Source organism: Lederbergia lenta NBRC 16444, from assembly GCF_001591545.1.
Taxonomy (GTDB): domain Bacteria; phylum Bacillota; class Bacilli; order Bacillales; family Bacillaceae_C; genus Lederbergia; species Lederbergia lenta.
Genome location: NZ_BCVC01000001.1, coordinates 1,626,388 through 1,647,495 on the forward strand (window position 1 = coordinate 1,626,388; position 21,108 = coordinate 1,647,495).

General features: G+C 36.9%; 23 protein-coding genes and 1 pseudogene. 2 read left to right on the forward strand and 22 right to left on the reverse strand.

Features of this window, described 5'->3' with window-relative positions:
• Positions 1–9: 9 nt before the first annotated feature.
• The 21 genes and pseudogenes from xerA (BLE01S_RS07685) to BLE01S_RS21380 all read right to left on the reverse strand — a co-directional run bounded on the left by xerA (BLE01S_RS07685) (position 10) and on the right by BLE01S_RS21380 (position 17,033).
• Positions 10–840: a site-specific tyrosine recombinase/integron integrase gene (gene xerA / locus BLE01S_RS07685; RefSeq protein ID WP_066139294.1), complete on the reverse strand. Its 831-nt coding sequence runs from the start codon at positions 838–840 to the stop codon at positions 10–12.
• A 6-nt stretch (positions 841–846) separates the two neighbouring features.
• Entirely contained in the window at positions 847–1,737 is an 891-nt protein-coding gene (xerA, locus tag BLE01S_RS07690) for a site-specific tyrosine recombinase/integron integrase (RefSeq protein ID WP_066139297.1), read from the reverse strand.
• A 406-nt stretch (positions 1,738–2,143) separates the two neighbouring features.
• Positions 2,144–2,415: pseudogene (locus BLE01S_RS20390) on the reverse strand (integrase core domain-containing protein); the annotation flags it as partial.
• 344 nt (positions 2,416–2,759) lie between these two features.
• On the reverse strand, positions 2,760–3,611 hold the full coding sequence (locus BLE01S_RS07695) for an aldo/keto reductase (RefSeq protein ID WP_066139301.1): 852 nt from the start codon (positions 3,609–3,611) through the stop codon (positions 2,760–2,762).
• Positions 3,612–3,707: 96 nt separating this feature from the next.
• Positions 3,708–4,934: a sugar efflux transporter gene (locus tag BLE01S_RS07700; protein WP_066139304.1), complete on the reverse strand. Its 1,227-nt coding sequence runs from the start codon at positions 4,932–4,934 to the stop codon at positions 3,708–3,710.
• A gap of 78 nt (positions 4,935–5,012) precedes the next feature.
• On the reverse strand, positions 5,013–5,414 hold the full coding sequence (locus tag BLE01S_RS21110) for a cupin domain-containing protein (protein WP_066139308.1): 402 nt from the start codon (positions 5,412–5,414) through the stop codon (positions 5,013–5,015).
• A gap of 93 nt (positions 5,415–5,507) precedes the next feature.
• The gene (locus tag BLE01S_RS21115) at positions 5,508–5,828 is read right to left on the reverse strand and encodes a carboxymuconolactone decarboxylase family protein (RefSeq protein ID WP_066141030.1); all 321 of its coding nucleotides are present in this window, start codon (positions 5,826–5,828) and stop codon (positions 5,508–5,510) included.
• 64 nt (positions 5,829–5,892) lie between these two features.
• The gene (locus BLE01S_RS07715) at positions 5,893–6,531 is read right to left on the reverse strand and encodes an NAD(P)H-binding protein (RefSeq protein ID WP_066139311.1); all 639 of its coding nucleotides are present in this window, start codon (positions 6,529–6,531) and stop codon (positions 5,893–5,895) included.
• A gap of 684 nt (positions 6,532–7,215) precedes the next feature.
• Entirely contained in the window at positions 7,216–8,067 is an 852-nt protein-coding gene (locus BLE01S_RS07720) for an aldo/keto reductase (protein ID WP_066139314.1), read from the reverse strand.
• Between the two features lie 58 nt (positions 8,068–8,125).
• Positions 8,126–8,491: a nuclear transport factor 2 family protein gene (locus BLE01S_RS07725; RefSeq protein WP_082788618.1), complete on the reverse strand. Its 366-nt coding sequence runs from the start codon at positions 8,489–8,491 to the stop codon at positions 8,126–8,128.
• Between the two features lie 150 nt (positions 8,492–8,641).
• Entirely contained in the window at positions 8,642–9,352 is a 711-nt protein-coding gene (locus BLE01S_RS07730) for a flavodoxin (RefSeq protein ID WP_197713555.1), read from the reverse strand.
• Positions 9,353–9,388: 36 nt separating this feature from the next.
• Positions 9,389–10,069 (reverse strand): DUF4405 domain-containing protein, encoded by a 681-nt coding sequence (locus BLE01S_RS07735; protein ID WP_111703483.1) that lies wholly within the window; start codon positions 10,067–10,069, stop codon positions 9,389–9,391.
• A gap of 77 nt (positions 10,070–10,146) precedes the next feature.
• Positions 10,147–10,929, reverse strand: a complete 783-nt coding sequence (locus tag BLE01S_RS07740; protein ID WP_066139322.1) for a cytochrome P460 family protein — start codon at positions 10,927–10,929, stop codon at positions 10,147–10,149.
• 530 nt (positions 10,930–11,459) lie between these two features.
• Positions 11,460–11,588, reverse strand: a complete 129-nt coding sequence (locus BLE01S_RS21275; protein ID WP_274379903.1) for a hypothetical protein — start codon at positions 11,586–11,588, stop codon at positions 11,460–11,462.
• Positions 11,589–11,601: 13 nt separating this feature from the next.
• Positions 11,602–12,720, reverse strand: coding sequence for an alpha/beta hydrolase (locus BLE01S_RS07745; RefSeq protein ID WP_197713556.1), 1,119 nt, complete (start codon positions 12,718–12,720; stop codon positions 11,602–11,604).
• A 273-nt stretch (positions 12,721–12,993) separates the two neighbouring features.
• Entirely contained in the window at positions 12,994–13,845 is an 852-nt protein-coding gene (locus BLE01S_RS07750; protein WP_066139324.1) for an aldo/keto reductase, read from the reverse strand.
• A gap of 37 nt (positions 13,846–13,882) precedes the next feature.
• Entirely contained in the window at positions 13,883–14,866 is a 984-nt protein-coding gene (locus BLE01S_RS07755) for an aldo/keto reductase (protein WP_066139326.1), read from the reverse strand.
• A 17-nt stretch (positions 14,867–14,883) separates the two neighbouring features.
• Entirely contained in the window at positions 14,884–15,216 is a 333-nt protein-coding gene (locus BLE01S_RS07760; RefSeq protein ID WP_274379908.1) for a flavodoxin family protein, read from the reverse strand.
• A complete protein-coding gene (locus BLE01S_RS21280; protein WP_274379904.1) occupies positions 15,217–15,339 on the reverse strand; it encodes a hypothetical protein in 123 nt (40 codons plus the stop codon). It lies immediately after the preceding gene.
• Between the two features lie 17 nt (positions 15,340–15,356).
• Positions 15,357–16,013, reverse strand: coding sequence for an NAD(P)H-binding protein (locus BLE01S_RS07765; protein ID WP_066139332.1), 657 nt, complete (start codon positions 16,011–16,013; stop codon positions 15,357–15,359).
• Positions 16,014–16,385: 372 nt separating this feature from the next.
• On the reverse strand, positions 16,386–17,033 hold the full coding sequence (locus BLE01S_RS21380; protein WP_197713579.1) for an MFS transporter: 648 nt from the start codon (positions 17,031–17,033) through the stop codon (positions 16,386–16,388).
• A gap of 230 nt (positions 17,034–17,263) precedes the next feature.
• Between BLE01S_RS21380 and BLE01S_RS07775 the strand changes: the two genes are divergently transcribed.
• Together BLE01S_RS07775 and BLE01S_RS20400 are read left to right on the forward strand one after the other, a co-directional pair.
• Positions 17,264–18,181, forward strand: a complete 918-nt coding sequence (locus BLE01S_RS07775; RefSeq protein WP_066139337.1) for an AraC family transcriptional regulator — start codon at positions 17,264–17,266, stop codon at positions 18,179–18,181.
• 310 nt (positions 18,182–18,491) lie between these two features.
• Positions 18,492–18,692 carry a glycerate kinase gene (locus tag BLE01S_RS20400; protein ID WP_274379909.1) on the forward strand — a complete coding sequence of 67 codons (201 nt, stop codon included), beginning with the start codon at positions 18,492–18,494 and terminating at the stop codon, positions 18,690–18,692.
• Positions 18,693–19,497: 805 nt separating this feature from the next.
• On the opposite strand, the gene BLE01S_RS07780 is transcribed toward BLE01S_RS20400, so the two are convergent.
• Positions 19,498–20,214: a dihydropteridine reductase gene (locus BLE01S_RS07780; protein WP_066139344.1), complete on the reverse strand. Its 717-nt coding sequence runs from the start codon at positions 20,212–20,214 to the stop codon at positions 19,498–19,500.
• Positions 20,215–21,108 lie beyond the last annotated feature (894 nt).

A 21,108-nucleotide genomic window follows, 5' to 3' on the forward strand; every position in this document is an offset into this window, starting at 1 on the left:
TTCCACCTCCTAATGGTAAAGGTCATATTGTTTTTGACGTGCATGGTCCATCAATCGTGTATAAATACGAGTACTATTAATATCAACATGGCCAAGTAGATCCTGAATGAAACTTTGAGGCATATTTTTTTCTGCTAAGTGTGCTGCAAATGTATGTCGTAAAGTATGGGGAGTCACCTTAAAACCAAGAGATGTAGAGAAGTTACGAAAGTTTTTTTGTATATATTCTCGGTGTAGTGGTCCTCCTCTTCGATTCGCAAATAAAAACATGCTGTTTGTTTCTCGCTTTTTCAGGTACATCTTTAAGCGTTCTGCACAATCGTGCGAAAAAAGGACAAAACGTTCTTTGGTTCCTTTTCCTTTTCGTATCCATATTTGCCGGGTATCCCATTTAATATCTTCTAGTTTGATCTGTAATAGCTCACTGACCCTTACTCCTGTAGAATATAAGGTTTCAATGATGGGGCGAAATTGGTAGTCATTCCGTGTTAATTCTTGCAGTTGGGCCAACTGACGCCTACTTAAGTAGTATGGAAGGACATCATCTTTTTTAGGGGTTTTTACAGTTAACATTGGATTTTTCTTTAGGAGATTCTCTTCCATACAATATTGGTAAAATGATTTCAAACCCGATAGTTTAATATGTATCGTACGTTTTTTTAGACCTTTTTCTTCCATTGAAGCAAGCCATGCTCTTATATCTGTAGCCTTAACTTCATTATAATTTTTTCTACAAAAGCTAAAGAATTGTTTGAGTGAAAGTCTATAACTTCGAATTGTTTCTTTACTAAATCTAGAATGATGGTCATCAAAAAAAGACTCTAATACATTTACATCCATTGTTATCTACCCCATTTTATTTTGATAGGCTAAAATTAAGTCCTCCGTTAGAATTCGTGCATAAATACGTGTTGTATTTAAATTTGCATGTCCCAACTCATCTGCAATTAATTCAAGCGTGGCTCCTCTTGCTAGCATGTTCGTAGCAAACGTATGTCGACAAATATGTGGATGTAGCGATTGTTTTAAGCCCGCCTTCTTGCCAACTTTTTTTGTAATGTAATAGATTGAGTTTGTTTGTAGACGTTGACCTGAGTTGTTTAAAAATAATGGATCTATTCCATCATCATTGTTGCGTGTTTGTAAATACTCTTTCAACGCAATCGCACACTCTTCGGAAAAATGTACCTTTCTAATCCGCTTTCCTTTTCCCGTTACCTCTGCTGTTCTTTTTTCTAAATTGAAATCTTTAATTGAAAGGTTAGAAACTTCTGAACTTCTGCATCCTGACGATAATAAAAAGAGAATAAGAGCACGATCACGCGGAGCCGAAATTTCTGCAGCGATTTTTACCCTAACAAACTCCATCTCATTTAAATACTTTGGTAAGGACTGCGGGATTTTAGGTCTCCATCTTTTTTTGATAACTACATTTTCTATGTACTCTTCAGCGAGACAAAATTGTAAAAATGAAGAAAGTGCTGATAGATAAGCGTCCACAGTCCTTTCCTTTTTTCCGTTAGTAAAATGATTCAAATACTTTCTCACATCTTCTGATGTTAATAGTTTTAAAGGAACTGTACACACGCTAAAGTAACGTTCTAAAAACCAACGATAATTTCTTATCGTTCGTTCGGCTTTATTTTCAAGTTTTAAACCTAGCAAATATTCATTCATAATAGTCATTGTCGATTCATCCTGTAGGTTACTCTTCCAGTAATCACTTGATTCTTTCATCTGTAAACCTCCTTTCTCTTTTTCTATCAATGGTGACCTATAATAATCTTTAACTAATTTAGCTTTTTATATACATTTAAAAAAAGATACTATGAGACAAAATGTCTGATCAGTATCAATAGATTTTATTCATTTAAAAATAGCCATAGTATAACATTGTTCTTTGTAACCCTTTACTTGGGTAATACATAAATTAAACGTAAAATAGAACAATAATATTTGATGATATTCACAACCTACTTTACTATATAAAAAGCATTCCAATTAAGTTACAATTGGAATGCTAAATGCTGTGTTATCCAACTCATTGGGATAACTTGATTTTTATTTTGTTATTTATTTTTATTGGTTGATAACATAATGTAATGGATTTAAGTCAATAACCCGGACACAAAAAAATTAAGTCTTAAGCTGTTTTTCTAATTTTATCCTCAATGGCCTGAGGTGTTTGATACCAATGCTAATATGAATTCTGTTTCGGTTATACCAGCCTTCTATAAACTGAAACATGGACAGCTTTGCAGCTAAATAGTCTGTGTATTGCGTGTGATAAACTTCTTCTTTCTTTAGTATGGCATGAATTGATTCTATACAAGCATTGTCATAAGGACAGCCTTTCTGGCTGAAAGACTGCTTGATTCCATGTTTTTGAACATGCTGAGTAAACTCACTGGCTGAATTGGGAAGAAAGTCTGGAAAATAACTTAAATCATTTTGTGTGACTCATGTGATAATAAGTTATTAAGTTTATTTTTCTTCTTCATCCTATTTACTGGCTATTGGTCCCCCACTTATTATTCTTGTTTATCCTAGAATTATAAAATGGAGGACTTACTCCAGTTAACCTGCGATAAACACAGTGTCTCTTTTTATTGAATAGTTACCTTTGCTAGATTGGTAAGCCCATGTAAAAGAAAAATGTGTATTCAGCAAAATGATAAAAAGCTTGAGGTTTTCTATTATATTATTTATTATTACCGGTTAACTTGCCTTCTCAATTTCCATTCTGCATTATTTGAAAATTAAATATCTAATTTACGAGTACCGAGTGCTTTTACCATTTCTGGGTCCCGATGTGAAAAGAACAAGCTTTCTTTTTGATCCAATTCAGCAATTATATCCATGCTCTCTTGACTTAATTCGAAGTCAAAGATATTAAAGTTTTCAATCATTCTTTCCTTTCGAACAGACTTCGGAATAGCAATAACCCCTCTTTGTGTCAACCAACGCAAGACTACTTGGGCTACGGATTTATTATGTTTTTCAGCTATAGATACTAAAGTCTCATTCTGAAACATGTTATTTCTTCCTTCAGCAAACGGTCCCCAAGATTCTATTTGTACATTGTTTTCTTTCATAAATGCAGCATTTTCAATCTGTTGATGGAATGGGTGTGTTTCCACTTGGTTGACAGCGGGCACTACTTCATTATGAACGATGATATCCATTAAACGATCTTCCTGGAAGTTGCTCACGCCAATTGCTCTCACTTTTCCTTCACGGTACAATTCCTCCATCGCACGCCAAGAACCATGTACATCACCATAAGGCTGATGAATTAAATATAAATCTAAATAAGCCAATTGCAATCTTTCTAAAGAATTAGCAAAAGCCTTCTTTGTGCTTTCATAACCAGTATCCTGAACCCAAAGTTTAGTAGTGATAAATAATTCTTCTCTTGGTACGCCACTTCGTTGGATTGCTTTACCAACTGCCTTTTCATTTAAGTAAGAAGCAGCAGTGTCGATTAGGCGATAGCCTGCCGTAATAGCGTCATAAACAGCTTGTTCACATTCTTGTTCATCTTGGATCTGAAATACACCAAAACCTAGTAACGGCATCTCCACACCATTATTCAACTTAACTTTTTCCATAAAAATTCCTCCTCGTATCCGTTTTTTCTAAATTTACATAGCCTAACCATTTACTAATCTATTGATTATTTGCCCGTTCCATTTAAAATCAATTTTTCATGTTATTCTCATTTGTCGCGGCTCTTCCATTTTTTCCATTGCTTTAGGTGATTTTACAAGTAAAACGATGAAAGAGATGAATATCACACTAACACAAAGCCAGTTTAAGTAACGAAATCCTGCCAACTCTGCACCAAAACCGCCCATCAAGCTTCCAATTAATCTACCAAGAGTGGAGGCATTTGCATAAACTGTGGCGGCAACCCCTGCTGAATCGGGAAGGTAGTCTGAAAAATAACTTAAACCATTTCCCAACACCACTGCGACAAAAGTGGCTTGGAGAATTTGGGCGGCAATAAGTTGCCATGAGGCTGTCGAAATTCCCAAGACCATGAAATAAAGAATTCCAACCAGGCAACTCACCATCACTAAACTATGATTAGATAACTTTTTGCTCAATGCCCCAAAGACTAACATAATAGGAATTTCTAATCCTGCACATAATCCGACCATTAAACCTACATCTGCATGTGTTCCATTTAATTCATGAATGATAAGTAATGGTGTGTTCATACTATTTATTGCTATCACTGAAAACAGGAATATAAATGCAATGAATGGAAGAAATAATCGTTTAGTCTCCTCAGAAAATAAGGTTGGTTTCTGTACCTTTAGTTTAGGAGTATTAGCCATTTTTCGTTTTGGCAAGAAAAAGTAAACAAGAGCACTAAGCAAAATAAAAATCGACGTTGTTCCAAGAAAGAGACCGTTATAGTCAAAAGCAGCAAGTAACATTGTTCCAATCAGTGGACCAATTAAAAAACCCAATGAAAACAAGGAACGTAAGGTGGACTTGGCAAACGTTTTATCATCGGATTGACTCTCAGTTGCTGATTCATGCGCATAGGCAAACATTTGTGGCATGGCCGCTGCACCCAATCCATTAAAAAAACTAACAGAAAGCAACAAACCTAAAAACGAATCAAATACAATATAGGACGCATAACCACAAGCGGATGAAAGCATGGCTGCCAAAATAAGCCATTTTCGATCCATGCCAGTGTCCGAATAATTGGCAATCATCGTATTAGCGATAACACCAGTCAGTGAACTGATTGCCATAAATACGCCAAAAGCACCGGTACTCATCCCGATGACACTCGTACCATAAAGGGATAGGTAAGGCATTGTGATGGAAACACTCGTGCCAATTAGCAGCATACATATAATAAAAATACTATAATGTTTAATTTGAAATAGATTTTTGAATCGACTTAACAACATCTCAACTCCTAGTCCAATCAATGCTGCAGGATTACATTACTTTTAAGTAGGTAACGAGCGAATCATTTGACTCGTTACCTACTTATTTAATTGATTGAACCATTCATCATCGACCGGTTCAAACCAGTCTGTTTCACCTGGTGTCATGGCTAAATGGACAAACCAACTATCTATTGTTGCACCATGCCAATGTTTTACATGCGGTGGGATATTCACTACATCTCCTGTTTTGAGTAATTGGGCATTTTTGCCTTCTTCTTGATACCAACCTTCTCCCCCTGTAACTAACAAAACTTGTCCCACCTTATGAGAGTGCCAGCTATTACGAGCTTTTGGTGCGAAAGTCACATTTCCAATTGGTGCATTAAGTGGTGTTTTATCCGTGAACACCATGTGTAAATATGCGTCACCGATAAAGTTGCCTTTCACTTTTTCTCCTAAAGGAAAGATTGTACTATCTTTTAATTCTTCATATGCCATATTATTTAACCTCCTTTTTTATGCTGAGTTGAATTGGATATTCATCATTACGCTATGATTGCTTTGTTTGTATATTTCAGTTTCTACTTACTTTTAATCGTTGTAAATTTCTTTTGCAATGTTAAATGCTGACCAACCTTTTGGCCATCCTGTATAGAACGCAAGATGAGTAATAATTTCCGAAATTTCCTGTTTCGTTACTCCGTTTACTTTCGCTTTCTGAAGATGTGCAGGCAATTGTTCAAAGTTTCCACCAGAAATTAATGCCGATACGGTAATCATACTGCGGTCACGTGGAGAGAGTTCCTTCTCTCTTGACCAAACTTCACCGAATAATACATCATCATTAAGTTCTGCAAATTTTGGTGCGAATTTTCCTAGTCTATCTCTTCCAGCAGTTTGTTTTTCTGCCATTTTTATCATTCCTTTCATTCCTTTTTTATCTGTTACATATATAGCATTGGAGTTAAGATCCAGTTCAGTAAAAACTTGGTTTTTCATATTCCGTCCCAGGTTCCCCCAACCCTAAACTGGCACGATGATAATCTGCACGATTGGTCAATAAATCAGTAATAAATTGTGAAACGGCTTGACGAGTAACTTGGGCCTCGACAAAAGGTTCCCCTTTTTGGGTGATATGAATGCGTGTGTTACCATCTTCATTGTATAGCCAAGTTATTCGTAGAATAACATAGTCAAGATTGCTAGCTTCAATAATATCAGCAGCTTTACGATATGGGGACGTCCACATAATTCCAGTATTGGCCCGATACCACTCTTGAAACTTACCGATAATCTCTTGATACAAGTCGGGAACACTAGCCACAATAAAGCGTTTAATACCGTTCTCTTCCAATATCCTAACTAACGATTTAATTAGATCGTCTTTAGCAACAAAGTTAAGATAAACTGCATCCACATCAACAAGATGATCCGCAATTTTGCCAAATTCCTCAAATTCCCCATCAACTAATGAAACTCGATCACTTACTTTATCTGACAAACGCGAAGAGACATTTCGTCCATACAATACCAAATCAAAATCGGTCTGAGTTAATAAATCAGCTGTTACCATTTTACCGATTTGCCCAGCAGCTCCTAAAATCATAACTTTCATCAAAGAATCCTCCTAATCATATAAAGTTATATTTTTATTAATAGATTGGTAAGAGTGCAGCTCTAAATCTTGAACTTTTAAGTTATTTAGTATTTAAACTGCTTACATATTGCAGTGATCAATATGTTACTCTTACCTAAATCTAAAGAAACAATTTTTAGGCGGTTTCAAAAGCTTTTTGTATTTTCATATCTTTGATTTTAACCCCATAATTTCTTAGTAAAATAACTCTCCCAGAGGAATTCCGCTATTTTTGATTGCTTCGTCCACAACTTCTTCACTTGCAGAAGTATGTAGCAGTATCAATACTATAATTGCCGAGTTTTAGACATAATATATAACGACCTTTCATTTTAAATTAGATCCATACAAGCAGCCTGTTAGAGGAAACTTCTGAATCATTTCTTCCAAATCAAAGCTTTTGTATGAGCTTTTTCTCCTAATTAGCTGTTTATGACCTTTTTAAATAGTTGAATTATTTATCCGTATTCTTATTGTGTAACATGTGAGGTAACAACCGGTAGCCTATTCTTGCTAAATGATTGCCTAATCTTCTCAATGTCATTAATGTAACGGAGCAATATGCATCTAATTATTATTAAAGAGCAAGTAAAAGGGACGATCTATTTTATGCCTAGCGCGGTCAAATGCATTATCAAAGTTATAATGAGAAGTTAGTGCACTTTAATTATTTAGTTTACTGGTCCCTATCCATTTCACTATTTGAGGATCTTGATATGAAAAGAATAAGCTTTGTTTCGTATCTAAGGTAGCGATTTTCTCCATATCTATTTGGCTTAATTCAAAGTCAAGGATATTGAAGTTTTCGATGATTCTTTCCTTGCAGGCAGATTTTGGAATCGCAACGATGCCCCTTTGTGTTAACCAACGTAAAACTACCTGTGCAACAGATTTATTATAACTTTCAGCAATTGATACCAAAATTTCGTTTTGGAACATGTTATTTTTCCCTTCAGCAAACGGTGCCCAAGACTCGATCTGAACATTGTTCTCTTTCATAAAGTCATGACTTTCAATTTGTTGATTGAAAACATGTGTTTCGACCTGATTTACGGCAGGAATTACTTCGTTATGAATGATCAAATCAATTAGACGGTCTGAATAGAAGTTACTTACTCCGATTGCTTTAATTTTTCCCTCTCTGTATAATTCCTCCATAGCTCGCCATGAACCATATGCATCACCGAACGGCCCATGAATCAAATACAAATCTAAATAATTCAATTGAAGTTTTTTTAGTGAATTGAAAAATGCTCTCTTTGTGCTCTCATAACCAGCATCTTGAATCCAAAGTTTTGTGGTGATGAACATTTCCTCTCTTGGCACACCACTCCGCTTGATTGCTCTGCCGACCGCTTCTTCATTTAAATAAGAAGCAGCAGTATCGATTAGGCGATACCCTGCCTTAATAGCGTCATATACAGCTTGTTCACATTCATTTTCGTCCTGCATTTGAAACACTCCAAAGCCAAGAATTGGCATTTCAACACCATTGTTTAGAGTTATTTTTTGCATAACAAACTCCCCTTGTTAAATCTTAAGTGTGTCTATTATTTGCCCACTCGCTATTACATTATGGTACTAACAGTTTTGTGAAAGACATTGATCCCAGTTTCCATTGATCCTCCTGCAGCACATATACCTCTGTAACCACAAATGGATTCGTTACTTCGTTGCCCCCAACAACAGCTACCAGACGTATTTTATTTAGAAGGATGGCCGTTGAGCCTATTATCTGAACTGATGTTTCTTGAATATCTGCATTCTTATAAAGAATAGAACCACTTTTAAGAACGTCAAGTTCCTCGTTTTTAGAAAATGTAGCTCCCATGTGCACGAAAACAGCCTTTTCATGAAAGAGATTACTTAATTCTTCTAGTCGTCTCTCCCTCATCCAGTCCCATTTATTCTTTGAAAGATCTATAATTGTTTGTTCCATATTTGTATCATTCCTTTTTATCTTTTTAAAAATTCACTCTTTTTTCTTTTAACCATTTGGACATCAATTTATCTATATTATATTTAAGTCTAAGAGTTAAACTGTCTATTTAGGCCTCATTCAAAAAACAACTTATTTTCCCTTTTATAATTAATTCTCATTTAGCCATGAAGTTACTTGTTCCTGATTATCCAATAAATCTTCATCTTGAATACTGAAACTTGTGGCGACACTTGCATCCGGTGCGAATTCTTCAATACGTTCTATCGTATCACCTTCTCCATACCCAGCATTGGTTGAGAAGGGATAAATAGTTTTTCCTGAAAAATTAGAACCATGATCCATTAAAAAAGAGATCATAGGATTAGATAAAGTCATTGACCAAGTTTGGTATCCTAAATAGACCGTATCATATTGTGATAGATCAGGAATGTCTGTATCAATCTCAGGATACTCTTGATTATCTCTTTCTTCGTCAGCTCGTTCTACTGCTTGACTATAATCTGAAGGATATGGATTTGTAACTGTTAATTCCAACATATCTCCGCCGATTTCGTTGTAGATCATTCTTGCAAGATTTTGGGTGTTACCTGATCTTGAAAAATAGATTATTATGCTATTAGCATCATCTGAAATAATTCGTGTGGGCTCTTCTTTTGCATTCGTGTCCACTCCATCTGATTGTGCTCCGCGACCATACTCAGTATCTTCAATTGGTAATGTTGAATCTTGATTTCCTGAGGATAAGCGAGTTTCAGAATCGTCATTTGTAGTTTCACTAGATCCATTATTTTGACAGCCAACTAGAATGAAACTAAAAGCTAAACCAACTGATAATATTGCTCCCTTAATAATACTCACTACCCTTTCGGTATTCCGGATTATCTAACTTTTGGATTACTTCTTGCTAGCCTTTTTCTTCCTTTGTACAAATTTAAGCACATAATGAGCGCCACTTATATAAATTCCCATAATGGCTAGATGATCGATTAAAAATCTAAAAGTGGAATCATCATCACCCCAACCAAATGGATTATATATGGTTAACTTGTAACTCATCTCCCTTTCAAAAGAAGTCTGCACACCATAAACAACAATCATTACTGCGATAAAACGTAAGGTAATGGTGCGTATGCGACTAGTGTGCGTAATCCCGCTCATCTTTCCTACTGCACTGATAATTGTCCTCCACGACATTCCTATATGTACTGCCATCAAGAGAAATGCCCAATAGGAAGTCAAAACATGTATTTCTCTCCAGATCATTTGGTTATTGACAGAAATAAAAGGGAATATATCACTAGAGATGGGTAAAGAGCTTATCATTATGGTTACCATAGACATAACAAAAAGCAAATTGACCGTTATGCTTAAAACACGACGAATATTATATTTTCCTTTTGCGATTGCCTTATACCATCTCTTGTTCAGAGTATTATGAGCAATAAATAAAAGAAATAGGAAAAGCCCGACTACTTCATGAATTGTATTCCCAGTAATACGATAAGCCATTGCCACTAACATGAGAATGGTCATGGTTAAATCAACAGCCAATCTAATTGCTATATTGCGATTCAAATAGTTCATCCTCTGCTTTTTTTATTAAATACATGATTAGATTTAATTGGTGAATGAATTCTTATTCTTCAAATCTATCAGCTTTCCAACTGTTTAAGATACATTCTTAATAGTACATTTTGTAATATTTCACCTTTTTTCTGACCTTCTAATACAATATTCTCCTTACTATTCACATCATTGGTAGAGGAGTTATCTAAGTGAGCTGCTGCTACCTTTCTTATCTCCCATTCATCTGTAGAGACACCTGAGATTTGCGATTCTGTATTACTTTCAATTATTCCGGCAAGCTCTTCAAGGTCGTAACTCTTCATTTCATCTAGCTTATATAGAAAACCATCTCTTTCTTGACTTGCGTGACAAGAAATGCAACTACCAAGATCTCGCTCTTCATTTACAGTTCCATTGGGAGCGAAGGACTGAAAAGCCCATTCTCCATTATGCTGTTTATCTAACAGTTCTGGATCCAGGTCTGTGCGCTTTTCCATCACAAAGATTCGGTCAAGTTCACCATCCTCGTAAATATCAAGGGTAATTACGGCACCACTTGGAATCGACTCCCCATTCTGAACCGCTTCAATCGTTTCCCGACTTGTGAAAAGTTCCTCATAAGCGTTTCCTCGTGTCACTGTTGTGTAAAGAACTCCCTCTCGATAATCTTCAGGAAATTGGATAAGACTAGAACCGTCTTCCGTAGAATCTTCTTGGGAACCATCCTCAGATGACTCTTGTTGGGCATTATCATTTTGAGAATCATTACTCGTAGATTCCTGCTGAACAGTATTATTATTGTTACTGCAAGCAATAAGAGTAATAGGCATCACTAGCAATATAAAGAGCATAAATACTATTTTTTTCACATTATTCCTCCTCCAAGTTTCTATATAGGATTTCGTATAGGCAGTTGATGAAAATCAAAGTTGTTAATTTCTAAAGATGCTTCAAAGTTACTTCATCTCATGCAAATTCTTCAACCGTATGCAAAGGTCCATTTGTTTGACTCAACTCCAAGACCAACAACTAGGTATTAATGGTGGTTTACACCCAACACTTTTATTCTACAATTCAAAAAGGTGGAAAACACAATATCAAACTACTTATCAATCATCCAACAAACTCATTATGCATTAGTATAAAAGACTTCTAGTATCACAATCGTATCAAATGATTGCCTAATCTTGTCATAACAACTTAGATAACAAGTAATAATGAGGCTATTTACTTAAATTAAAACAATAAAGATTTTACTCTCTAAAAGCGTAGAGAAACACACTACCTACTGCACTGACCTTCAGATCACTTTCTAAAGTCTGATATTTCACTTTACACATCCTCTTCTTAGTTCCAAAACAACATTAGGCCATTATAGGTATATTCCCTTGCTGCAAGATCATCGTGAATATCCATCCTTAATACGAAATGCAGTACCATCCGATGCTTGCCAGTTGTTACATGCCCCAAGTAAACCGATTAGAAACAGAGGTACTATCAGAATCCCGAGCATTCCTTTTGCTCTCATTTTCCATTCCTCCTCAGTCCATCTGGTTCTCCCAGAATCTGACTGCATGATCTATCCACCCTTCTGCAATTGTCCCATCGCCAAGCCCAAACCCGTGCGGTAGATCATCAAGTATCTCAATCTCTGCGTCTGTTCCATTTGCCTTGATCTTATTAATACGACGTTCCATTGTTCGATAGCTTGCAATGCCGTCGATTGTACCCACATTTGCATATGTCGGTGGCTCATTTCCATACACCTCGGAAAGTCCAGTATATTGCATGATGACCGCTCCAGGTCTCGGATACTCTACTTCACCAAAGGCTGCTGTTCCGTATGATCCAAGCCAAGTCGCCATCCGCGCACCTGCAGAGCCTCCCCACAGGGAATAATCCTCTGAGTCGACCTCAAGTTCATCCGCATGTTCATAAATGAAAGCAATCGCTCGTGCAAGATCCTCGAGGGCTGTCTCGGCTCCCGGTCGGTAAATCAGTGCGAATGCATTATATCCCTTTTTTGATATTTCCAATGCATGCGGAAAGCTGTCATGCATGGCAGCTACATATACAAAGCCGCCACCGGCATTTACAATGGCAAATTTCTCCCCTGGGTTTCCTCGAAAAAAGAAAAGTCCGGTATTTTCCTTAGCGGGATCAGCGGCTTTTTCTTCATCCGTGTAGATGTCATAAAAAATCTGTTCCCCTGCTTCTACTTTGTTTTTCATATAATTTACAATTTCTACTGTCCGATCTGGATTAACATAGTTGTACCAGGTCAGGATTCTACCGACCTCACTCAAAGTCATACTCTTATCAATCGTCTTACCGGCAGGAAAAATCAGTCTCCCGTATCCTTCAAAGGCAGGATCATTAATGATATCCCATACTTTTGCGTCCGCTGTGTAGCTCATCTCTAAATTGTCCTCACCTGCGTCTGTGGTTTCCTCATTATCAGCTATTGTTTTTGTACCGGATTCTTTTACTGCATCCTGTCTTTCGTTGACAGTCTGCTCATCAGTCATGTTTCTATCACATCCAGTAAGAAGTACAATAAATATCAAAAAGATGGCTAATACCATTCTGTACTTCCTATTTTGCATACTACCACCTCTTTCAATTTTCTCCTGAAGCCAATCCCATAATTGTTTCATCATGCACATATGTCAGTCCTTCGGTGTGCTGTCTCAAACCTTTTTCGCCCTCAAGATCATAGTGATTTGAAAGTACCTACCTTGAGTTACTATTATTCAATAATTAACCCTCACTAAAATAGCAACAAAAAATTTGACACATTACAGACCAATCGTTCTCAAAGCAATTGTGAGAGCCAACTTCACTGTAAATGAAAAAAGCGTGTGTTATTAATTCACACGCCTTTCTATGGATTCAACACCTTAATATACAACAATATTTAGACGGAAAGAATATTAAATATTAAGTTTGCGTGTCCCGAGCCACTTCACCATTTCAGGGTCTTGATGTGAAAAGAACAAGCTTTCTTTTGTATCTAAGGTAGCAATTTTCTCCATATCTTCTTGACTTAATTCAAAATCAAAGATATTAAAGTTTTCGATAATTCTTTCCTTACGAACAGATTTTGGTATTGCAACAACGCCTCTTTGTGTAAGCCAGCGTAAAACCACCTGAGCAACGGATTTATTGTATTTTTCAGCTATTGACGTTAGAAGTTCATTCTTAAACATGTTATTTTTCCCTTCAGCAAATGGACCCCAAGACTCAATTTGAACATTGTTTTCTTTCATCAATTTAGCGCTTTCTATTTGTTGGTTGAAAACATGCGTTTCCACTTGGTTTACAGCAGGAACCACTTCATTATGAATAATGAAATCTGTTAGGCGATCCGGATAGAAATTGCTAACTCCAATGGCTTTAATCTTACCTTCACGGTACAATTCCTCCATCGCACGCCATGAACCGTATACATCACCAAATGGCTGATGAATTAAGTACAGATCTAGGTAATCCAGCTGCAATCTCTCTAACGACTTTTGAAATGCTATCTTTGTGCGTTCATAGCCTGTGTCTTCCACCCATAATTTCGTAGTAATAAACAATTCCTCACTTGGTACCCCACTCCGTTTAATAGCTCTGCCGACCGCTTCTTCATTTAGATAAGAGGCAGCGGTATCAATCAGACGATATCCTGCCATAATCGCATCGTAAACGGCTTGTTCACATTCATTTTCGTCCTGCATCTGAAAAACCCCAAATCCAAGAATTGGCATCTCAACACCATTGTTTAAAGTTACTTTTTGCATTAAAAATTCCTCCTGTGGATTAAATTTTGAGTTTCTTTTATTTCCCCACTCTATTTGCGTGTTCTTCAGGGTAGCGCTCTCCCGAAATTTCAATCTTAGATAGCACGTCATTCAAATCATGTAGTTCTTCAGAAGCCAGCTTAATTTCCGTTGCGCTAAGATTTTCCTCCAAACGTTCCAATTTCCTTGTACCTGGAATCGGAACAATCCATGGCTTCTGAGCAAGTACCCATGCTAGTGCAATTTGAGCTGGTGAAACGTCTTTCTCTACAGCAATTTTTTTAATTAAATCAATCAATACCTGATTCGCTTCGATATTCTCTTGCTTAAAGCGAGGAACAATGCTACGGAAGTCGTCATTACCAAATGTTGCATTCTTATCAATCTTTCCTGTAAGGAATCCCTTTCCCAGTGGGCTGAATGGGACAAAGCCGATTCCCAGTTCTTCAAGGGTAGGCAATAGTTCTTCTTCAGGGGTTCTCCACATCATGGAATATTCACTTTGAATGGCAGTCAAAGGCTGAACTGCATGCGCACGACGAATTGTTTGTACTCCAGCTTCTGAAAGCCCCCAATGTTTAACCTTTCCTTCCTTGATTAGGTCTTGTACTACTCCCGCGACTTCTTCAATTGGGACATTTGGGTCAACACGATGCTGGTAGTAGAGGTCAATGCTGTCAACTTTTAGACGATTTAGCGAGCCCTCAACTGATTGCCGAATGGTCTCTAGCTTACTATCAAGAACCTGCTTGAAACTATCCATTTGAATACCGAATTTAGTTGCAATGGATACTTTTCCCTTAAAGGGTTTGAGAGCTTCACCAACCAATTCCTCATTCACATATGGACCATAAACTTCGGCAGTGTCGAAGAAAGTAACACCTCGATCAATGGCTGCGTGAATCAGAGAAATCATCTCATTCTTGTCAGATGCAGGACCATAACCATGACTCATCCCCATACAGCCAAGACCTATAGCAGAGACTTCTAGCCCACTATTCCCTAATTGGCGTTTTTTCATCTTTATCATCCTTTCTGCTATATATTAACCTTTGGTTTATGCAATATAGCCGCTTCCTTAGGATTAGTTGCTAATCCCATATAACTCATATGAAAACGGCGACAGAGTTGTTGTATTGCATTTGTAATATAAGGTATAGCATCACCAGGTTCCGTGCCTTGGATTATAAGAAAAACACGCTTACATAATGGGGCATCCAAAGCGTCTGAAAAACGATCAAGGAAAGTCTTCAAATAACCAGTCATACTTGACCAATAAACTGGAGTACCGATGACAATATCGTCTGCCATTATTAATTGTTCCTTAACCTTTTGAAAATCATCTTGGTGTTCGCTGGAGTTTTGTCCAATTTAATTAATATAATGATCGGCTAAATTGATACGGGTATAATCAAGGCCTTGAAAAACACCTTTTGCTAATCTAGCAGTATTACCATCACTATTCATACTGCCATTTAGAAATATACGTCTCATGACTATCTCCCTCATTCTTAATAAAATGATGGCTTCGCCCAATCAGTATCAGGTTCACTCACTCCTAGACTTGCTTGAAGATATTTATCACTTTTTTCTTCAATGATATGCATGATTAATTGAGTTACTGCCTGACGCGTAACTTGGGTACCCATGAATGGTTCTCCTTTTTGAGTAAACATATATCGAGTATTGCCCTCTTGGTTATAAAGCCATGATATCCGTAACAAAGTATAATTTAGATTTGAATTCTCAATTAACCTCGCAGATTCAATCTGGGATTTCATTCTACTGCCCACGCTACTGTCTACTCCGATCATTTGATTATTCCAAACACCGAAAGCTCCAGGTACCTCATCATAAATTCCCAAAACAGATGCAGCAATGACCCTCTTTACTCCAGCAACCTTCATGGCATCAATAATCGTTTTCGTAGAATTCTCATTCCCCATATCATTAACATAAACTAGATCAACATTTTCCATCGCTTCAATTAGCATATTTTTGTCTGTAAAATCACCATCAAAAATTGCCTCCCGACAATTATCCGTTACCGTTAAACGCTCATGACCATTTCTCGCATAAAGAACGATAGAATGGTCAGTTTTATTAAGTAGTTCATTTGTCAGCATTTGGCCAATTTTACCGGCTGCACCTAAAATTAAAATTTTCATAATATCTACTCCTTGTTTAGTAAAATTTGTTCCTTTTGGTAAGCACCTTTTAGTCACCGCTTATACCCAATTGTTTTAGCTATCCCCCATCACACTGTTTGCTTCGAGAAAGAACGGGCACGGCTGAAAAAGAAAAACGCAATGATGACTGCGAGCGCGACCGAAGCTGCACCAACCCAAGTGACTGCCAATGTGATGATGATAACCGATTCAGTGACGGCGGACAACAGCGCAAGAGCAAGGGCTTGAATCATCATTCCAATGATAAGTGTGTGACCAACGCCGAACCGATCTACCGAGAAGCCGCCAAGCTTAGAGCCAATTAAGCTAGCAACCCCTATAATGAAGAGAACAACGCTTATTTTTTGTTCACTAATGAAATTGGTCAACAATGGTGCAATATAAGTATAGACAGCCGAATAGCCGATAAACATGAAAAGCGTCACGCTTAAGGCAATAGCAATCCTTGGATTTTTCAAAAAGGGCGAGCTGTTTACCAAGCTGAACAGGCGCAACTCCTTCCGTTGCTGGAATCGCCCGTGCAATGGCAAAGACTGACAGCAGGCTAAAGACCCCGATACCCCAGAAGATAATCTTCCAATCAGATGCCGCTGCAATAACCCGACCGAGTGGAACACCAAATACAAGTGAAGCACTATAACCTACTGCTACGTTAGCCATTGCTCCTACCTTATGTCCTTTAGATGCGATACCATAGGCGTTGACCACAAAGACGCCGGTTCCAACCCTGAGTATGACACGAGAAGCCATTAGAAAGCCGAAGCCTGGAAGAGTGATCGTCGAGATAATACCGGTTAATATGACAGTAAGAGCTGTTAGGAGTTGCTTTCGCTGATCCAACCTCGCCATCGCAACTGTGACAATGGGAGTGCCAATCGCATTTCCGAGAGCAAAAGCGGTAATAAGCTGCCCCGCTGCAGAAACCGAAACATCGACAGAATAACAAATTGTGACGTGCCAACCAAGAAACTGATAATGGCCAGCATGTAAATTTTCAATGTGTTACTCATGATGCCCTGTCACCTCCTTATCTATAGTTTGCTACTTTTTTGGTGAAAATAAAGGTGTTTAATAACTTGAGCATCCTTATTATGCAACAAATAAAATCACGACTGGTATCATAATCGTATCAAGTGATTGCCTAATCCTCTCGGAACCATTTACGCAGAAAGTGAATTTGTCTTATAATAGGGCTGTCACGGATGAAGAAGAGTACTAAGGAGGATTTTATGTTCAAACAATTATATAAGCAAAGAGTCGAGATTGCCCAAATCATAGAGGATCACACAGGACGGGATGGTACTCAAAGGACCGCAATTCCGTCTTTATTTTTCTCCCGTTATTCTAATGATACTGGACCAAATTACGGAGTCCACAATCCTTCCTTGTGCATTGTTGTTCAAGGGATGAAGGAAGTAATGCTTTCGCAGGAGCGTTTTCAATATGGTCCCGCTGATTATCTTATTGCATCCGTAAACTTACCAATCTCAGGACAAGTCACAGAAGCCTCTCCTGAAGATCCTTATCTGGCTCTCAAACTTGAATTCACACCGATTGAAATATTGGAGGTGTTACTTGAATATCAAATAGGAATTGACAAGAAGGAAAAAGCTAAACGAGGAATGTATGTCTGTAAAATAGAACAATCCCTTTTAGACGCAGTAACCAGGTTAGCTCAACTTCTAAATAACCCGAAGGATATCAAGGTTCTGGCTCCTCTAATTAGGAAGGAAATCATCTATAGAGTCCTGCAAGGTGAATATGGAGAAATGCTAAAACAAATAGCAATAGAAGGGAGTTTCACTAATCAAATAAGTGACGTGATTGAACATATCATGAATAACTATGAGAAACCCTTTAAAATTGAGGAACTTGCAGAAATAGCAAATATGAGTGTTTCTTCACTACATCGGCATTTTAAAGAGATAACAGCAATGAGCCCCATTCAATTCCAAAAACAACTGAGACTACAAGAAGCTCGGGGTCTGTTATTATCCGAATCAGCGGATGCGGCAGATGTTGCATTCCGGGTTGGCTATGAAAGTCCATCACAATTTAGTCGTGAATATTCGCGTATGTTTGGTTTACCACCTAAAGAAGATGTAAAGCGGTTGAGAGATAACCAGGACAAAACGATAAATTTGTGAATTCCCTTCCACAAAGCCCTATTATAAATTTACGAAAGCCGGCATCAAGTGGACGTTTCTAGTCTAGGTAGAAAAAATAAAAGAGATGTCATGAATCGGTTTTGAACGGACAAGACATACTTTTTTTATGCGCAGAAAATGGTTGTTGTTTAGTGTAGTACTGATGAGGCTAATTACTTCAAATGGAGAAGGCGGTAAAAAGAATCGATTTGTTAGCGAGAGCTGTTCAGAAAGTGTAAGGAATTGGGGGCCTCCAGATTTTCGAATAACGAGTATCCATCTAAATGCCTTTAGATGGATACAATAGATCATTTATAAAAGTGCGACGAATGCCACGGGGGATGGGATGTTACAAGCACTTGGCATGAAATTACTTTCCAAAGAGGGTGTGGAATTGAATTCGGGAGGGGGTGCTCTCATTGACCTTCATGCAATTGACAGTTCTCATTTTGATAAACGAATTGTAAAAATCCGTCTCCTCATTTTCTCTGATTGGGTAAATCCTGGATAATATTTTTTAACACCAATATCAACTAATTTTCAAGTTTATTCTTGCCAAAAATAACTTTAAAGTATATCCTTGCACATTCGACAAGATTATGGTTCAAGTTATGGTATTCATTAAGACATTATAAAACATAAATGTTCCTAAAATAAAGAAACCATAATTATGTATTTAGTGGAGACGGTGGGAGTCGAACAGTTAGAATCGGGACAACAAAAACTCTTAATTATTCTATTAGAATAGGAAACAAATATAAGTAAAAATGTAATTGTTCGGTATGTAGGTATATTCTTTTCTTTTTTTCTTTAAGTAGGCATATTCTCTTCATGATATTATTGAAGAGAATATGCCTAAAATAAGCCTCATATAAAAACAAAATTTTTAGATTCCTGTAATCCGTATTCATCAGAGTCATATTTGTTTAAAACCGATTCTGTTACACTCACCTTTTCTCCCCCCTCTTTAAACTCATTGCATATAGTAAATAATTCTATTTACATTTAAAAATCCTTTTTAATGAACCAGCTTCGTTGAAGAATCACTGCAAGAAAAAGCGTTAACCCTTAAAATAAGCGTTAATCCTCCTTAACATTAATTATGATATAACAAAAAACGTCTAATCCCAGATGTACCAAGATTTAGACGTTTTTGCAAACAAATTTTATTAAAGCCTTAATATGGATTTGACGATATTCTCCCAACTGAGTTTAATATAAAAAAGCATTCCAATTAAGTTACAGTTACAATTGGAACGCTAAATGCTGTGTTATCCAACTCTTTAGAATAACTTGATGTTTATATTTTATCTCGCTTAAATTGACAAATCAAATGAGAAAAACTCTGGCAGTTGTTGTTCACGTTTATCGAGCATTATTTGTTCCGGCCTGATACCCTGCTCACGTAATACTTCAATGTTCTGCACAATGAACTCATCGCTGCCAACAATATAGAAGAGTCCATCCTTGTCTGCAGCAAGATTTTTCACTTCTTCATAGTAATCTTTACGGTTATCGACGAACTGTGCCGTGAACTTCTTGTCAGGTGCGGATTTAAAAATATTAGTAAATAAAAAATATTTTGATGAATCGATGTTCAGAGAATGAATTAGATTGACGTTGTCTGCACGTTCGAAATATTCAAGTACAAGCGGTCTGAATGTTGCCTGGCCGACACCTGATGACAGCAGGTAGACATTTTTGTCTTCTCTTTTAAGCGGTACATTCGAATGAGTTTTAAATATTGCCACTTCATTGCCGACTTCAAGATTTCTTAAAATCGATTTAAACTCAGAGCACTGCTCTTTGATGCGTGTTGAGATACCGATTGCATTTTCGTGCGGTAAAGTAGAGATGGACATGTGGCGAATCAGGCCGCGGTTTGGTTTATCTCCGGCATTAAAACCTTCCAGTGCGAAGTGGGTGTGGGAACCCTCTTCCCATGTAAAGCCTTCCGGACAGTCAAGCAGGTATGTTTTAACCTCAGGGGTTTCCTCAATAATCTTATTTATTTTAGTCCAATATATTTGCATTATACATTCTCCTCACTCAATTATATATCTCATTACTACCTACTATACAATAAGTGATAACAATTCTCAATTAAAAGGATTGATTATTTCAGATAATTTATGCGATTTAAATTTATAAAGTTTTCTTCTAGATAATGGCCCTATTCTGAACAAAGATCAATCTGAGTTCTTACCGCTAATCTGAATAAATAGCATCACCTTCAAGTTTGAATTCTCTTAGTAAAATTGTTTAAAAATCCCTTTGTTCACTAACCGGCCTATAAGAAAAAAGAGCTATTCTGTGATAGGAACCGATCGGTGAAGTAAGAGCTTCATTACCAATCTGTCCTATCATAACTATCACCGATTTTAAGATTAAATGAATGGGAATTTAGTTTGTTATTTTCAATTGACTTATAAAAAATTGATTTTACTTCCTCTTGAACTGTTTTAGTAGCCTCTTTATTTTCTAGGAGTAATTTAATCTGAATATCATCTTTTGAATAAACTGCAAATAACAGTTGAAAAGCATAACCTTTTTCCTCTAAGTCGTTGTGTACTTGTTCAAAAAAGCCATCTTCTTAATAAAGTAGGTTTTGAATTTCCTCCGCTTCTTTTAGTTTCTTTTCATTTTCTGCTTGTATTTCATGATTTATTGAAGTGAGGACTTTAGATGTTTCTCCTTTTGTTGAGGAGTTATTGATAATTAGAAAGAACCCAACATTTAATATTACACTGATTCCGATTAAAATGACTTTACCCTTTTTCACTTTAAATATATGACTGTAAAAAGAATTAAACCCTCTAAAATTCATCGCTAACAGTAACTACTTCACCATTACTTTAAAAAGAACTTTTATAATTCCGTTATAAAAGCTCTTTTTAAAGTACGCATCAACAATACTGAAAGCACGC

Excerpts from the sequence above, each read along its gene's own strand:
- xerA (WP_066139294.1), bottom strand. The coding sequence starts at position 840 with ATGGATGTAAATGTATTAGAGTCTTTTTTTGATGACCATCATTCTAGA.
- xerA (WP_066139297.1), bottom strand. The coding sequence starts at position 1,737 with ATGAAAGAATCAAGTGATTACTGGAAGAGTAACCTACAGGATGAATCG.
- BLE01S_RS07695 (WP_066139301.1), bottom strand. The coding sequence starts at position 3,611 with ATGGAAAAAGTTAAGTTGAATAATGGTGTGGAGATGCCGTTACTAGGT.
- BLE01S_RS07700 (WP_066139304.1), bottom strand. The coding sequence starts at position 4,934 with ATGTTGTTAAGTCGATTCAAAAATCTATTTCAAATTAAACATTATAGT.
- BLE01S_RS21110 (WP_066139308.1), bottom strand. The coding sequence starts at position 5,414 with ATGGCATATGAAGAATTAAAAGATAGTACAATCTTTCCTTTAGGAGAA.
- BLE01S_RS21115 (WP_066141030.1), bottom strand. The coding sequence starts at position 5,828 with ATGGCAGAAAAACAAACTGCTGGAAGAGATAGACTAGGAAAATTCGCA.
- BLE01S_RS07715 (WP_066139311.1), bottom strand. The coding sequence starts at position 6,531 with ATGAAAGTTATGATTTTAGGAGCTGCTGGGCAAATCGGTAAAATGGTA.
- BLE01S_RS07720 (WP_066139314.1), bottom strand. The coding sequence starts at position 8,067 with ATGCAAAAAATAACTCTAAACAATGGTGTTGAAATGCCAATTCTTGGC.
- BLE01S_RS07725 (WP_082788618.1), bottom strand. The coding sequence starts at position 8,491 with ATGGAACAAACAATTATAGATCTTTCAAAGAATAAATGGGACTGGATG.
- BLE01S_RS21275 (WP_274379903.1), bottom strand. The coding sequence starts at position 11,588 with ATGAGAGCAAAAGGAATGCTCGGGATTCTGATAGTACCTCTGTTTCTA.
- BLE01S_RS07745 (WP_197713556.1), bottom strand. The coding sequence starts at position 12,720 with ATGATGAAACAATTATGGGATTGGCTTCAGGAGAAAATTGAAAGAGGT.
- BLE01S_RS07750 (WP_066139324.1), bottom strand. The coding sequence starts at position 13,845 with ATGCAAAAAGTAACTTTAAACAATGGTGTTGAGATGCCAATTCTTGGA.
- BLE01S_RS07755 (WP_066139326.1), bottom strand. The coding sequence starts at position 14,866 with ATGAAAAAACGCCAATTAGGGAATAGTGGGCTAGAAGTCTCTGCTATA.
- BLE01S_RS21280 (WP_274379904.1), bottom strand. The coding sequence starts at position 15,339 with ATGAGACGTATATTTCTAAATGGCAGTATGAATAGTGATGGTAATACT.
- BLE01S_RS07765 (WP_066139332.1), bottom strand. The coding sequence starts at position 16,013 with ATGAAAATTTTAATTTTAGGTGCAGCCGGTAAAATTGGCCAAATGCTG.
- BLE01S_RS07775 (WP_066139337.1), top strand. The coding sequence starts at position 17,264 with ATGTTCAAACAATTATATAAGCAAAGAGTCGAGATTGCCCAAATCATA.
- BLE01S_RS07780 (WP_066139344.1), bottom strand. The coding sequence starts at position 20,214 with ATGCAAATATATTGGACTAAAATAAATAAGATTATTGAGGAAACCCCT.